The organism is Faecalicoccus pleomorphus DSM 20574, assembly GCF_000420345.1.
Lineage (GTDB): Bacteria > Bacillota_I > Bacilli_A > Erysipelotrichales > Erysipelotrichaceae > Faecalicoccus > Faecalicoccus pleomorphus.
Genome location: NZ_ATUT01000032.1, coordinates 1 through 14966, shown reverse-complemented (window position 1 = coordinate 14966; position 14966 = coordinate 1). Strand labels below are relative to the sequence as shown.

Annotated in this window: 13 protein-coding genes and 1 pseudogene; 4 read left to right on the top strand and 10 right to left on the bottom strand. The window is 35.2% G+C overall.

What is annotated here, in order from left to right; all coding sequences use genetic code 11:
- Together G413_RS12225 and G413_RS0110120 are read left to right on the top strand one after the other, a co-directional pair.
- On the top strand, positions 1–325 hold a 325-nt coding region (locus G413_RS12225), incomplete at its 5' end, for a hypothetical protein (protein ID WP_027969180.1).
- 144 nt (positions 326–469) lie between these two features.
- Complete coding sequence (locus tag G413_RS0110120) at positions 470–1711, top strand: IS256 family transposase (RefSeq protein WP_027969179.1); 1242 nt, start codon at positions 470–472, stop codon at positions 1709–1711.
- Between the two features lie 318 nt (positions 1712–2029).
- On the opposite strand, the pseudogene G413_RS0110115 reads toward G413_RS0110120, so the two are convergent.
- The 3 genes and pseudogenes from G413_RS0110115 to G413_RS0110105 form a co-directional block, all read right to left on the bottom strand.
- Positions 2030–2437 (bottom strand): annotated as a pseudogene (locus G413_RS0110115) (cupin domain-containing protein); the annotation flags it as partial.
- 98 nt (positions 2438–2535) lie between these two features.
- On the bottom strand, positions 2536–3042 hold the full coding sequence (locus tag G413_RS0110110) for a cyclophilin-like fold protein (protein WP_022790747.1): 507 nt from the start codon (positions 3040–3042) through the stop codon (positions 2536–2538).
- 322 nt (positions 3043–3364) lie between these two features.
- Entirely contained in the window at positions 3365–4609 is a 1245-nt protein-coding gene (locus tag G413_RS0110105; RefSeq protein WP_022790746.1) for an ATP-binding protein, read from the bottom strand.
- Between the two features lie 672 nt (positions 4610–5281).
- Here G413_RS0110105 and G413_RS0110100 point away from each other — a divergent pair.
- On the top strand, positions 5282–5542 hold the full coding sequence (locus G413_RS0110100) for a CHAP domain-containing protein (protein ID WP_022790745.1): 261 nt from the start codon (positions 5282–5284) through the stop codon (positions 5540–5542).
- A gap of 98 nt (positions 5543–5640) precedes the next feature.
- Here the strand turns inward: G413_RS0110100 and G413_RS0110095 are convergent, their stop codons facing one another.
- From G413_RS0110095 to G413_RS0110060, 7 genes are all read right to left on the bottom strand, one after another.
- Positions 5641–7383, bottom strand: coding sequence for an ABC transporter ATP-binding protein (locus G413_RS0110095; RefSeq protein ID WP_022790744.1), 1743 nt, complete (start codon positions 7381–7383; stop codon positions 5641–5643).
- Positions 7384–9186, bottom strand: coding sequence for an ABC transporter ATP-binding protein (locus tag G413_RS0110090; protein ID WP_022790743.1), 1803 nt, complete (start codon positions 9184–9186; stop codon positions 7384–7386).
- A gap of 59 nt (positions 9187–9245) precedes the next feature.
- Positions 9246–9863, bottom strand: coding sequence for a TetR/AcrR family transcriptional regulator (locus G413_RS0110085; RefSeq protein ID WP_022790742.1), 618 nt, complete (start codon positions 9861–9863; stop codon positions 9246–9248).
- Positions 9864–10847: 984 nt separating this feature from the next.
- Positions 10848–12083: an ABC transporter permease gene (locus G413_RS0110075; RefSeq protein WP_022790741.1), complete on the bottom strand. Its 1236-nt coding sequence runs from the start codon at positions 12081–12083 to the stop codon at positions 10848–10850.
- The gene (locus G413_RS0110070) at positions 12070–12954 is read right to left on the bottom strand and encodes an ABC transporter ATP-binding protein (RefSeq protein ID WP_022790740.1); all 885 of its coding nucleotides are present in this window, start codon (positions 12952–12954) and stop codon (positions 12070–12072) included. The genes G413_RS0110075 and G413_RS0110070 overlap by 14 nt, the downstream gene beginning before the upstream one ends.
- The gene (locus G413_RS0110065) at positions 12945–13631 is read right to left on the bottom strand and encodes a hypothetical protein (RefSeq protein WP_027969177.1); all 687 of its coding nucleotides are present in this window, start codon (positions 13629–13631) and stop codon (positions 12945–12947) included. The genes G413_RS0110070 and G413_RS0110065 overlap by 10 nt, the downstream gene beginning before the upstream one ends.
- Positions 13628–14161 (bottom strand): RNA polymerase sigma factor, encoded by a 534-nt coding sequence (locus G413_RS0110060; protein WP_037614801.1) that lies wholly within the window; start codon positions 14159–14161, stop codon positions 13628–13630. The genes G413_RS0110065 and G413_RS0110060 overlap by 4 nt, the downstream gene beginning before the upstream one ends.
- A gap of 579 nt (positions 14162–14740) precedes the next feature.
- On the opposite strand from G413_RS0110060, the gene G413_RS0110055 reads away from it, so the two are divergent.
- A partial coding sequence (locus G413_RS0110055) for a transposase (RefSeq protein WP_022790242.1) occupies positions 14741–14966 on the top strand: 226 nt, incomplete at its 3' end.

The following is a 14966-nucleotide window of genomic DNA, read 5'->3' as shown; positions in this document are numbered from 1 at the left end:
TGATGAAGAAAAATCTCATAACATACTTGTTGAAGAACTGGGATTAAAAAATGAAGTATATTTATCTAATGAAATAAAACAGCTGAACGATAAAGAGAATCCATTATATCCAGTCAATCATCTTCATATGTTACTTAAAAAATTTATGAGAGCACATGGAGGTTATGACAGAGAAAATCTGCAAGACTGGATGAATTTATTTTGGTTTATTATGAATGAGCCTAAAGACCGATATGATAAAGTTCTAAAGTTCATCAAAATGGCGATAATGTCACCAAAAAGGGTGAAATATCGAGATGCTTTATCAAAAAGACACGATAAATAAAGGATTGTTACCCTTTATATGCAAAGGACGAGCCTTTTTTAAAGAGAGTGTAATATAAACCGTGTAAGTTGAGAGCGTACGGCTCAGCTCACACGGTTTTTTATAGCTTCATGCTATCATAGAAGGAGAAAAGGAAATATGGAAATGGCAAGAAAAAAAAGAGATCCTAAAAAAGTGGCCCTGGCACAGGCTATCCTGGACGCCTATCAGCCTGAAACCGCTGAAGATATGAACAACGCTCTCAAAGATTTGTTTGGCCCTATGTTTGAGGCCATGCTTCAGGGAGAAATGAATCATCACCTGGGTTATGACTCTAACGACAAAGGACCAAAAAAAGATGACAATCGCCGAAACGGCTATGGAAAGAAGACTCTGAAGACAACACAGGGTGAGGTGGAAATTGAAGTGCCCAGAGATCGGGATGGTTCGTTTGAACCGCAGGTTGTCCCAAAACGAACAAAAGATGTATCTGCCATCGAAAATAAAGTATTGGCCATGTATGCCCGTGGCATGTCGAAACGTGACATTTCATCCACGATCGAAGATATCTATGGTTTTCAAATGTCTCATGACATGATATCCGATATTACAGACTGTATCATACCGGAACTGGAAGAATGGAAAAATCGACCTCTAAAAAAATGCTATGCCTTTGTATTTGTGGATTGTCTTTATGTAACACTGAGAAACGATTATGAAGTTAAGGAATGCGCTGTCTATGTGATACTGGGATATGATCTAAATGGGCGAAAGGAAATCCTGGGGCTCTGGATCAGTGAAAGCGAAAGTAAGAACTACTGGATGCAGATATTTGATGAGATCAAGTCCCGGGGAGTGGAAGACATCTTCTTTATCTCGATGGATGGAGTTTCCGGATTGGAAGCCGGTGCAAAGGCTATCTTCCCCAAAGTCGTTGTACAACGCTGCATCGTTCACTTGATCCGAAATTCAATCAAATATGTACCAACCAAGGATTACAAAAAATTCACACAGAGTTTGAAAAAAGTATATGGAGCTCCCACTCTCAAATCGGCCAATTCTGCATTTGAGATCTTCTGTAAAGAATGGAGCCAATACCCCGGAGCTGTAGATGTATGGAAAAGAAATTATTCACATGTTGAACAGCTGTTCGATTACGGAAGCGCAGTTCGAAAAGTGATGTATACCACCAACGCAATTGAAGCTGTGAACTCCAGTTTCCGCAAAGTTACGAAGAAAGGTGCATTTCCTAACGAAACAGCGCTGTTCAAACTTTTATATCTGCGCATCAAAGAGCTGGAGAAGAAATGGTCTACCGGCTACATTCCGAACTGGTCCATGGTATTGAATCAACTCATGGTCAATGATTTATTCAAGGATCGTATCAATCAGTACATACGGCTTTAAGATAAAAGGTCTATAAAAAGTAGCCAGGCAACTCTGAAAGAGCTACCTGGCTTTTGGTGCATATGCGAGATTGGTTTGTCCAAAATAAGATACTTCAGATAGTGTCAACAGGTAATTAAAAAATTACTTACACACTTTTCTTGACAAACCCTTTTTAAAAATACAAAAGTGGATTTGTTTTAAAAAGACAAATCCACTTTTTACTTCATTTCTCGTATGAATATTCATTATCCTGATAAAAAAGGTTCTAAACTTATATCCGATTTAAATACTTTTCTTGTTCAAATTACATAATTTTAGAATTCTTTTTAAATGTCATTACTCTAAACCATTATAGGTTTCATCATCTACCGCTTCCAGCCATTCATTCTTAGTTTCTTCCCCTGGAACTTCGATGGCAATGTGTGAAAACCAGCTATTCTTTTTAGCACCGTGCCAGTGTTTCACATTTGCCGGAATGGTGATTACGGTACCTGGTTGTAAACTGACTGCTTCTTTTCCTTCTTCCTGATACCAACCTTCACCAGCTGTACAAACAAGAATCTGTCCTCCTCCATTTTTCGCATGATGAATATGCCAATTGTTCCGACACCCTGGCTCAAAAGTCACATTGGCAAGGAATACAGGACACTTCCCCATTTCTGTTAACGGATTTAAGTAGGAATTTCCAATAAAATACTCTGCATATGCTGTATTGGGAAGTCCTAAACCAAATACATTTTCTTTCTCAAAACTTTTTTCATCATTGATACACATACCTTTTCCTCCTTATATCTTTCACTTATATATTTTATCGTATTTAAAACATACCATTCCTTAACTCATCATGATTCTTGAACAAAGTCAATTGTCATCGTTCCGGTCATTTCACAAATCATTTCTTCTCCAGAAGCAACCTTTCCTAACTCAAAAAGACTAGAGTTTTCTCTAAAATCTCCATAAAAGAAAACCACATCACCCCATGGTTCATAATAAGCTAAGGTTCCTATACCGCCTTTTGCGAGTGGAGAATCTCTTGCATCCAACTTTTCAGGTGGATAAAATATCTTCTCATTTGTACTATAATTTTCTATTTCCACAGTAAGCGGCAACTGTTCCATCAATGAAGTGGAAATGGGACTGTCATTCAATTCATAAATCACATGTTTATCGTTCCATTTCACTGAAATTTGTCTCATACTAATTTCCTCACTTTCTAAAATTGTATTTGAAGTTTGATCCCATGTTTCCTGTATTGCCGTTTCTATCTGAATTGATTCCTCATTTTTTGCACATACCGTCAACAAAAACAGTGCACATAAACTCATGAAAATGGATAAAAGTTTCTTCACGCCTTCATCTCCTTCATAAAAGTATCTATTCCGTTTCTATTTCTAACTAAATAGTAAATTTAAAAGAATGAAATGTCTAATACCTATAATACATAATTTACCATTCCTTTTATGAATAGAACTCCCCAGCAAAAAAAAGAAGCCTTCGAGCAAATACACACTCTGAATGCTTCTTTAATCTTCTTGTAATCATTATTACTAACGTTTTGAGAACTTTTAAACCTTATAAAATAAGGTTTTCCTATGTTTTTGTTGCTTACCTGCTGCATTGCCACATCTACTTATATAGCCCCAATACCACTGCAACGTTAAAACATGTTCATTATATTTTTTCTTTACCCAAGAACAAATCAATTGCATTTATATGATGAACACCTTCTTGTTGATCGCGGAATTTATCTAGTGAAATGATATAACGTGGATAACCATCTCTTATTTCTCTAAATGGTCGATACTCTCGCTCTTTAATACGTTCAGTAGCCTTTATATCTTCACCTTGCAAAGTATAAGCAACTTGAATATAAGCATAATCCCCATTTTTTTTGCGTACAATAAAATCACATTCTAATTTTCCTATCTTACCAATACTAATCTGGTAATCATGGCTGGCTAAATATAAATAAACGATATTTTCCAGTGATGGACCAAAACTTAATCTATTATCTGTATTCATTGCAAAATATATAGCCATATCCGATAAATAATATTTTTGATATCTTTTTATAGCTGTTTTGCTCTTTAGATCAAATCGATTACATTCATATACTATTTTTGCTTTTTTCAAATCTTCAATGTATCCTCTAACTGTCGTTGCCTTTGTTTTGTATCCTTCCATTTCCAAACATTTGAGAAGATTATTCAATGAAAAAGGGGCTGAATAATTATTGAGAAGAAAAGCCTGAACTCTTTCATATACCGGAACATTTCTAATCTTCTTTCTTGTCTTTACATCTTTTTCAAAGATCTCAGAAATAATTCCTCTTGTATATGTTTGCCTAGTTGGAATATCATCAAATTCTAAAGTTTTAGGAAATCCCCCATTAACAACATATTCTTCAAATTCTAAATACAGATCTTGATTTATATCTTTTTTAAAGAAACTTTTCATATCTAAATACTCAGAAAAATCCAATGTGAACGTTTCAAAATTTAAATATCGGCCAGTAAGTTTTGTAGAAATCTCATCACTTAATAAATAGGAGTTTGAACCTGTAATAAATATTGAGTATCCCTCTTCTGCATAGGCGTGAACGACACTTTCAAATCCAAAGACATTCTGAACTTCGTCGATAAATAAATAATATTTATCTTCTTTTCCTAGCATTGATTCAATTTTTAACTCCAGTTCTTCCGGTGTTTTAATATTTTTATATCCTCTTCTATCCAATGGAATATAGATAATTTGTTTTTCCTCTATTCCTCTTTCAAGTAACTCATTCATGATTGATCGTAAAATAAAAGATTTTCCACATCTTCTAATACCCGTGATTACTTTTATAATATCTGAATCATAAAAAGGGCGAATTCTATTTAAATACTTTTCCCTTGGATATACATTTTTAAACATATCTTCCCTAACCTTTCTACAAATAGAATATCATAAACCCTAATTTAAAGGTACTATTTTATATAATTTTAATTTTTTAGTACCTTTAAAATGCATTTATCAATAAAATATGCTAAAAAAGAAGTATTCGAACTTCTCACAAAGTCTAAATACTTCTCTAATCTTCTCACAAAAATTAATACTAACGTTTTGAGGACTCCGAGCCTTATAAAATTAGGGCTTTAAATCGTTTTTTGTTGCTTTCCTGTTGCATTGCAAAAAAATCTTCAACACCTGACAATAATCTCTACCAGAAATCTGTATAATCTTTGTGCAAAAAATAAATCACTCATATCATCATGGTTATATTAACTTATTAATTAGGACAGCTGGCTTTTTCACAATTCCTATTTTTTAGGTAATCCTAATACAGTTGCTGAAGCATACTCGTTTATATAAATTACATAATTTTCGATTTATTTAAATACAATTAATTCTAGTAGTTAAAGCATACTTGGCTTTCTAAATCATGTAAATAATCCATACACTCTGTTAGTTTTGAATCTGGCAATATCTAGGCCAAACTCAACTATGAAAATCCAAGACATGAACAACTATTACAGTCAGTTAGAATTATATGGCCAATTCGCCTAGTTTGCCTGGGGAAGGTTTTATGAAATCTATAGACACAGTTTGGGATTTACTGAAAACGGCAATCAATGTGTCGCAGTACATCCCGATAAATTTGAGAAATTCAACACACCAAAGGCAGGTGCTGTCTTCTCTGGTGTTGGACATAATCATGTCGGTATTGTAATTGCATGGGACGGTACTAATATCACCTTAAAGGAAGGCAACATTAATAGTAAAACCTATACCTTCCAAGAGGCTAAAAAGATTGGCAAACTAAAACTTATATCCTTGTGCAGCTCAACAGCATTTATAAAGGTGTAGTGTTCACCAATCCTAAATAATCAACAAATGAAAAGATGATTGTCAACATTATCAGTTCCAACCATCTTTTTTCATTAATATCGCTTATGTTTCAAGCGTTAGTTCATTTTCCAATGTGCACTCTCACTTTGCAAATCAACCATCCTTCGATAGATGCCATGATTCTGCATAAGCTGAGCTGGAGAACCTTGTTCAGCTACATAGCCGTTATCTAATACTACGATATGATCCGCTCCGGCTACCGTACGCATTCTGTGTGCAATAACAAGTACAGTTTTACCCACTAACAACCGTGATAATGCTGCCTGCACCTTAGTTTCGTTTTCAACATCTAATGATGCGGTTGCCTCATCCAATAGTACGATAGGCGAATCCTTTAAAAGTGCACGGGCAATCGAAATACGTTGTCTCTCTCCACCAGATAGTTTAGCCCCGTTTTCACCAATCGGTGTAGCATAGCCTTGAGGTAAAAGATTTACAAATTCATCACAGTTAGCCGCTTTAGCTGCCACAAGAACTTCTTCATCACTGGCACCGCGCTTCCCTAGACGTATGTTTTCCATTACTGTATCATCAAATAACACGACATCCTGGAATACCATTGAATAATCGGTTAATAAAGCTTCTGGATCGACCGTGGATATGTCAACGCCACCTACACAAATATGACCGCTATCTATATCCCATAAACGCGCTGCCAGTTTTGCACAAGTACTCTTACCTGAACCAGAAGGGCCAACTAAAGCCGTTACTTGTCCCTCTTTCGCAGTAAAACTTACATCATGCAATACCTCTTTGTGATCATAAGAGAAACTGACATGGTCAAACACGATATCATGCCCTTGTGGTTTAAAAGTATCTGATCCTGTCGCAATCGGTGTTTCATAGATTTCATTGATACGATCCGCCGATACCTGCGAAACAAACATTTCAGCAATCAAAGCCAAGCTTTGATCAAATGGAGCATACACACGAGTAATCACCAATAAAAACAAGAACAACAACATAAAGTCGATCTGTCCTGATAAGATCAGGTTGGCTCCTACCAGAATCGTTGTAGCTACCCCTAGTCTCATGATCACACTTGCCGCATTGACAAATAATCCTGTTGTGAGTTCACCTTTGATCGTAACCTTTTCATGTTGATCAATCTTTTCGTTTAATCCGCTCAAATATCGTTTCTCTTGATTCGTAGCTCGAATTTCTCTTACATTTTCAAGTGCTTCTTGGATACCGTCCGATACTCGTATAGCTGCAGCTTTTGTGATTTGCGAACTTCGTGCTGTCAGTTTTCGACTGCCAAACAATAAGGCAAACGCTACCGGTACACCCCAAAGACAAGCAATAGCCAACTTCCAGTTATAGAAAATCAAACAAATCGCAATGATGGCAGTAGAGATATACGCACCATACAAATATCCCAAAACATGACTCCATACATGCTCCATTCGGTTGACATCTCCCATCAATGTTTCGGTAAGATCTGCCAGATCACGTTTACCAAAGTACCCTAAAGGAAGTTTGCGCAAACGCTCTGCCAAATGAAGACGTGTTGTTTTAACTTCTCCATACACCAGACCATAGGTCGCTTTATACTGCAGATAGTGTGTTAGAAAAGATAGAAGTAAAAATGCAATGATCAATAAGATCGGGACAAGAATATGAGTTGTAGCTGATTTGCCAATCAAAATTTCCATAAAGCTTCCCATAACGAGATATAAAATACCGGTTCCTGCCATGACAACCAAATTGGTAATCACGGTAAAAAGAGTTCCACGCTTTGTGTTTTTGACACCTTGATCTGTTAAAGCATATGTGCGTTGAAACTTCTCACCAAACATTTATGCCACCTCCTTTTGAGCGGTAATTTTCCACTGGATTGCTTTATTATAATCAGTCCACATTTTTGCATATAAGCCATTTGTTTTAATAAGATCTTCATGTGTGCCTTGTTCAGTTATTTTTCCTTCATTCAAGACAATGATCTTATCAGCCCCCACTACCGTAGATAAACGATGAGCAATCATGATGACAGTTCGTCCTTTCATCAGCTTCGTAAAGCCTTTTTGAATCAAAGCTTCATTTTCCGGGTCAGCAAAGGCGGTTGCCTCATCTAGTACAATAATTGGAGCATCTTTTAATATAGCTCTGGCCAAAGCGATACGCTGTTGTTCGCCTCCAGAAAGATAGGTCCCTTCCGTTCCTATTATGGTATCCATTCCTTGAGGGAGTTTTTCCAGAATATCTTTACACTGCGCTGACATTAAGGCCGATAACACTTCCTCACGAGTGGCATCCGGTCTAGAAGATCGCACATTTTCATAAATGGAAGTTTTAAAAAGGCGGTTGTTTTGGAATACAAATGCTATCTGAGTCATGAGTTCATGTGGATCCATTTCTTTTACATCCACACCACCTACCAGCACTTCACCAGAACCGGCATCCCAAAATCTTGGGATAAGACTAGCAGCTGTGGTCTTGCCACCACCGGAAGGCCCTACCAAAGCAATCGTTTGCCCGGGTTCTGCTTTAAAAGAAACATGAGATAAAGCTTCTCTTTGTGCACCTTCGTATGTAAAGCTGACATCCTTAAATTCTACAGAACTATCCATAGGATGTTTTGGCTGTTTACTTACCGATAATGTAGGTGCATCCATAACTTCAGCAATACGTCCTAAAGCAGTATGTGCAAGCATCATTCCTGAAGATGCAAACATAATACGTGCCAAAGCAGTAGAGATGATAGCTGAAAAAACAGCATAAAAGGCAAAGTTGGTTACAAACTCTGCAAAGGCACCACCGGATAATGCCCCAGGTGCTAAAAATAAGGCGACCGGCACTAAGAACGCAAAAGCTCCTTCAGTAAATGTTAAATTCACAGATTGTGGTTTGCTGCAGACATTTGAGTTATAGTGTTCGGCAAAATAACTGTATTCCTCGATTGATTTCTGAAAAGCTTTGAAGGAATACACCGTCTGTTGGAAGATCTTAACGACCGGGATTCCACGTACATATTCGGTCCCGGCTTTGCTCATTCGATCTAAAGCTGCCTGATATTGAGCCATAAAGCTAGCATTTTTACCGCCCATCATCGCAAACATGGAAAGAATTGAGATCACAGCAGCCAATAGGCAAGCACATCCCATACGCCAGTCAAATACGAACATCAACACTAACATCGCAATAAATAAAGTGATCGTCCCTATAATATCCGCCAGATTATGAGCCAATAAAGTTTCGGTATCCGCTGCCGCTGCATCTAAGCGCCCACGAATCAATCCGGAAGCATTGACATCAAAAAATCCAAGCGGAGCTTCCATTAAATGTGCGACACCACGTTTACGAATATTGGCTGCGGTACGAAAGGCAGCCAAATGTGTACACATCAAACCAACAAAGTATATAAGAATTCCGCCGACTGCCGATTCAAAGGCGATCCATCCATGTTGAGTAATCATTTCTGCCTGACTCCAATTAGGTGCTACTGCAATCAAATTCCTGGCAACTAGCCAGATACATACATAAGGGATCATGCTCAAGATCATCGAAATAGCCGACAAGATCAATCCGATATAAGTCAAGATTCGATGACTTCCAGCATAATCCATCAAGATCGCTACATCACTCTTTTTCTTTTGTTTCATCCAAAAGCCTCCTTCTTTTAGTTAGTTTTACCTAACTTAATGACTAAAATTTAAAGGGGTCATTGCCCCATTAATGATAGCCATCCGCCAGTGTAAAAGGTTCGAAATTGTTCCACACATTGCAGAGCCTGTTCTTTAGGCATGTCATGGATTGCGATTTCAAACAGACCATTGAACATACCGCTTGCAATAATATGGCAAATGGAATTGCTCAATTCTGGAACATCTTTGCCCAAATGGCGAAGTACTTCTATATAGCGAAGAGTATATTCCACTTCTACTTCTACCATGTTGTGAATAAAGCGCTCATAGCTCGTTCCTTCTGAGCGTGTAAGAAGTAACTTTACCGAATCTCTATGCTGACAGATATAATCCACCATCCATCTTACAAAGTTTCCGGATTCATCTCCCATATGAGAAACTTGTTCTTCTTCCGGTAACTCCGCAAAAGAAGTCTGCGCCTTCATAAAGCGTCCCATCAAAGCGGCTGCATGAGGTTCCACAAGCGCATTGAACAAGGCCTCCTTGCTGGAGAAATAGCCATAGAACGCTCCAGTAGTCACTCCAGCATTTTTTACGATCTGTCGAAGCGAAGCTCCTTGAAATCCTTTTTCAAGAAATTCCTGCATAGCTGCCTGTTCAATACTCTCTAAAGTCACACTTGTCTTTTCTTCCATATCTCCCTCTCCAGATAACACTGTTATATAACACCGTTATAATACTTCTAGCCTTCTTTGTTTGTCAAGATATAATGGCAAATCACTTTAATAAATTTCCCCTTCAGACATTAATTATTAAAACACCTCTGCCAATAATGGTTATAAATAATTACTGTATTTAATAAAAAAAGAAGTATTTAAGCTTCTCACAATAATCATTACTAACTTTTTTAAATGTACAGTCCTTTAAATAAAGACTATTTAAAGACTTTTACGTGCTATTAACGTGCTTTGATTCTTCTGTTGGAATTATTTTGTATTTGGTTTTATATTTCACAAATTTGAATTATTTTTATTTTTTCGAAGTGATATTATTATAGTGAGATAAAAGCAAGAAATTTTTTGAGAGAATTCCATTAATGCAGTCTATCGTTCATGATATATTCAATAACATAGATACTTTACATTTTCAATTGATGGTTTTTCCAAAAATAATTACTGTATCGCCTACGTATCGCTTACCATTTAAAAACTCTATAAACACAAAAAAACTCAAATCGTATTTGAGCCGATAAATAAAGGCTTTGAGCGACTTGAGTTTTTTTGAATTGTTTTGAATATTCCCAAAAATTAACGTTTTGAGAACTGCTAAATACGATATATAAAGAGTTTTAGATCCTTTTTGTCGCTTACTTGTTGCATTATCAAAACTACACAAAGCAACACAACCTTTTTAAGAATAAAAACTCTAAATATTCTGACAATTATTTCATTTAAAAAATATGTAATTTTGCTTATTGATATAATGCAAATTAGCTATATCAAGTTCAAAACAAGAAATACAAATTTTTTAATCACAACAATCATATTTATTTTACTCTTATCAAATTCTTAAATGAATTGGTATCCTGGCGAACTAAATAGAAGGTCCCTTGTTTCCTTGCAGGCATATAATTTAAATGAAACATACTTGAATTTAGTTTAATTGAAGTCATACAGAAATCATTTTAAAGATTCTCTTCTTGCAAAACGATATAACAGAATTAAAATCAATATCGATAATGTAAAATAAGAAATAGTCATAATAACCAGTGGTGAAATGATGATGCCTTGTATATCTAAAAATGTAAATCCAGATAATTGTGCTCTTGAATTCAATAACTGGTCAGGGAGAATTTTTACTAATGTAAGCAAGCTTGAATTAGGAATGTAATTTGTTAGCCAATCTGGTATTAAAATCAATAAGAATGCAACTGTCGAAGCAATTACTGTTGATTTTGACTTGTAAGAGATAAACATGGTAATGCTTGAAAAAATCAAAGCACCAATCAAACCACTAATCAACATGATTCCAATGGCTTGAATATTTGAGATATTCCAAGGTGATTCCCATCCGATAAAAAAGTTTGTTTGTGCCGGATTGAAAGCTCCGTCAAAACCAAATCCCCCTAAAATAATCAGTATATATGTACTCATTACAATCGTATAAATTCCTACCGTCAACAATAAACCAGCAGATATTTTGGATAAAGTTCCTTTTGATCTTCCTTGACAGGTGCTCAAGAGTATAGTTTTTACCCTTGTTTTATCTTCATAAGAGAATAGGGACGCAAGTAATAAACTGATAATAATGACAGATAAAACTTGTAGAATCGGCAAAGAATTTGTTAAGATCTCCCATCCTTCCTGATATGTATATTGCCAGGGAGTCTGATTTTCTTGATATTGTTTTCTGTAATATTCTTTTTGGTTGTCAGTAAGTTCTTTGTTTGAACCTAAAAAGTTTTCCAATCCTTCGATTCTGTTTTTATAGAAAGAAGAACTTTGATTAGGGGATAATCTATCTATCAAGTAATAATCGAATTGACCAAATAAACGGTAAGATTGATTGATCATATCTCGGATATCATCATATCCTTGCTCCTGGGAATAAACTTTGTTCGCAAGGTTGATATCCGTTGTTCCTGGATAATACTCTGGATTTGAGGCAAGAATATCCTGATTGGTTTGTAGAACATTTTTGATCTGTTCTTCTGTCAAAATGCCGTTCCATTGGGATTTGGCTTTCTTTAGTTCACGAATAGCGCTTATTCCAGACAAGGAAGTTCCATCTGGCTGAACGTAATGTGTGCTTTGAATATTATAAATTGCGGTAAATATTAAGATGGATCCTAATAAAAGTAAAAGAAGTTTTGATCCTGTACGAGAGAATAATTTTTTAAGTTCATAAAATAACATATGGTTCACTCTTCTTTCGATTATAGAATAGAAATACATCTTCCAATGTACATTCGTCCGGAACTGCTTCCGAATCTGGAGCATCTTTACAAAGTATACGGATGACTTCATTGTCGCCGGTTTTATTAGAACTTGTGATCAGACCGTTTAGTTTGAATGAAGATGCTTTCGTCAAATCTGTTTTAATTTTCCATGCTCGTACTGGGATGTTTTGTATCAACTCATCAACAGAACCGGAATCTAATATTTTTCCTTTATGCATGAGAATGATCTGGTCTGCAATATGCTCAACATCGGAAACAATGTGTGTCGATAAAAGAATGATTTTATCGGATGCCAGTGAGCTTAATAGTTGTCGGAATCGATACCGTTCCTCGGGATCCAATCCTGATGTCGGTTCATCTAAAATCAGAATCTTAGGATCATTCAATAATGCCTGTGCAATTCCTAATCTCTGAATCATACCGCCTGAAAACTTTTTTATCTTTTTCTTTCTTACTTCCCATAAAGATACGGCTTGAAGTAAATCTTTAATTCTTCGTTTTGCGACAGAAGGTTGGATTGCTTTGATGGAAGCAATATAGCCTAAATAGTCTAGAGGGTTCAAATCTGGATAATATCCAAAATCTTGAGGAAGATACCCAAGCACATTTCGGTATTCCTCGTTTAATTTATAAATGTCTTGATCATTGAAAAGGATTTTTCCTGTGCTGGGTTTCATTAAAGAAGTCATCATTCGGATCAAAGTCGTTTTACCAGCTCCATTTTCTCCCAATAGTCCAATGATTCCAGGTCGTAAGTTGATAGAAATATGATCAACAGCTTTTATATCAGAAAATTCTTTTGTTAAATCTAGAAGATTTAATTCCATGCCGGTACCTCCTTACATTTTTGCATCAATTTACAAATCATCGAAATCAATAATAGGCTGGAAAATAGGAATAACATAAACCACAAAGAATACGATAACTTTGTATAGAGAAATTCATTTGAAACAATTAAGAACCAACCTATTGTAAATAAAAAACAAAGACTGATCGGTAAATAAAATTCACGTCCAGAATAAAATGTGAGACACCCTAACATCAATGCACAAATGCCATTAAAAGGAATCAATAATTCAAAAATCAGATTTTCAATTCCTTGTGGAAATGAAACAAGCCATAAAACCGTAAGCCCAAATAAATCTACTGCTCCAAACAAAATCAATCGAGCTAAGTAAATGTCTCGAGTAGTATGAACAGAACTATTTTCAATATCCTCCATATTATTTTGTCTAGATTTCCATAATTCAGGTAATATCAACAAAGTAAAAAGAGGAATGATGATTGCAATGGCTTTTCTTTCTATAGATTGTGAGAGTCCAAGATTTAATAGAATCCATAATAAGAGCAAACATCCGAATTGCAGGATCCACCATCTTTTCTGAATAAACAAAAACTGAGAATATAGAAATTCAAAAATAGATGGTTTCTGTTTTTTTTCATGATTCCAAAAGGCATCAATGGATTTTTCTACAGTTTGTTGAATATGTTCTTCTTGTGTCATACTTTTCCCTCCATTGTAGTTTTGATTTGTTTTTTAGCTTGAGATAGTCGATACTTGACTAAAGGGATACTTATATTTAAAATTTTTGAGATTTCTCTGATTTTTAATCCCTGATAATAATAGAGCTCTATAACAGTTTGCAAAGACAAGGGGAGATTCTGAACAGAATCTTTTAAGCTCATACGTTCTTCTATAGAAACAGACTCAAACTTAGCATGGAAATTTTCATCAAAAGTTACATTGTCTTTTTTTGATTTATAATGATTGATACATAAATTCCCGGCAATCACATACAAATAATTTTTAGCTTTTCCATAATGTTTGTAAGATGAAAAGTTAGAAAAAAAGCGCATGAAAACTTCTTGTGTAAGATCCATTGCATCTTCTTTAGAAGAAGTATGACGTTCACAATATTTCAATATATCCGGATAGTATTTTCGAATAAAAACTTCTATAGCTGAAGTATCTCCATTTTTCATTTTTTTGATTAGAAGAGAATCTTCATCAGTTTTATTGATTGTTGAATTCATAAGATTAATTACCTATTCACTATATTTAACAAAATAATCCTTAAAAGGATAGGAAAAAATGAAAAAAGAACGAATAATTTTATAGTATAATAATTTATCCTCCCTAGTCCTTATTTGTTTGCAAAAAAATAAGGAGTATTTCTACTCCTCAATTACATATTTGGTAAGTTTTACTGTTGATTGTCAGCAATATTTAAATGTGAGCGTTTATAGTCTCTCACCCGGCCACAACTTATATAAATGTATAAATGCTTATCCATCTTGGCATTACTACTATCATCTATAATATGACAATATGACAAATCGTCAGCAAATGTCAGTAACACTAAGATCTTTAATTTCCCTCTAAAATGCTCTAATCCCAAATATATACATCTCTGATTACAATTGTCTATAGATATTACATAAAGCAATAAGAACTCTACAAATTCCAATCTATAGAAATATTATACTTTCATCCAGCGTCACCGATAGCATAAAATATCTTGTGTAAATTCGTTTTTCTGGAAATATAGAAAAAAAGGTATATCCTTAGTAAAATTAGTTCGACCAAAAACAATTTACGAAAGGAATATACCCATGAACTATTTTACTACATCTTTAATGAAAAACCTATTTTCTAATGACAACAATCTTCCAGCTTTTGAACAGGCTGTAACTGAACTGTTTCGTTCAGAGTTGGAGAAATCTCTCAATGAAATACTCGCATATGAGTTGACGGCTTTTCTTGATTATGAACCATACGCTAGAACCAATAACGAAAATTCTAGAAATGGTTCCTATCAAAGAAAGTTTGATACAAAAT

Excerpts from the sequence above, each read along its gene's own strand:
- G413_RS0110120 (WP_027969179.1), top strand. The coding sequence starts at position 470 with ATGGCAAGAAAAAAAAGAGATCCTAAAAAAGTGGCCCTGGCACAGGCT.
- G413_RS0110105 (WP_022790746.1), bottom strand. The coding sequence starts at position 4,609 with ATGTTTAAAAATGTATATCCAAGGGAAAAGTATTTAAATAGAATTCGC.
- G413_RS0110095 (WP_022790744.1), bottom strand. The coding sequence starts at position 7,383 with ATGTTTGGTGAGAAGTTTCAACGCACATATGCTTTAACAGATCAAGGT.
- G413_RS0110090 (WP_022790743.1), bottom strand. The coding sequence starts at position 9,186 with ATGAAACAAAAGAAAAAGAGTGATGTAGCGATCTTGATGGATTATGCT.
- G413_RS0110085 (WP_022790742.1), bottom strand. The coding sequence starts at position 9,863 with ATGGAAGAAAAGACAAGTGTGACTTTAGAGAGTATTGAACAGGCAGCT.
- G413_RS0110075 (WP_022790741.1), bottom strand. The coding sequence starts at position 12,083 with ATGTTATTTTATGAACTTAAAAAATTATTCTCTCGTACAGGATCAAAA.
- G413_RS0110070 (WP_022790740.1), bottom strand. The coding sequence starts at position 12,954 with ATGGAATTAAATCTTCTAGATTTAACAAAAGAATTTTCTGATATAAAA.
- G413_RS0110065 (WP_027969177.1), bottom strand. The coding sequence starts at position 13,631 with ATGACACAAGAAGAACATATTCAACAAACTGTAGAAAAATCCATTGAT.
- G413_RS0110060 (WP_037614801.1), bottom strand. The coding sequence starts at position 14,161 with ATGAATTCAACAATCAATAAAACTGATGAAGATTCTCTTCTAATCAAA.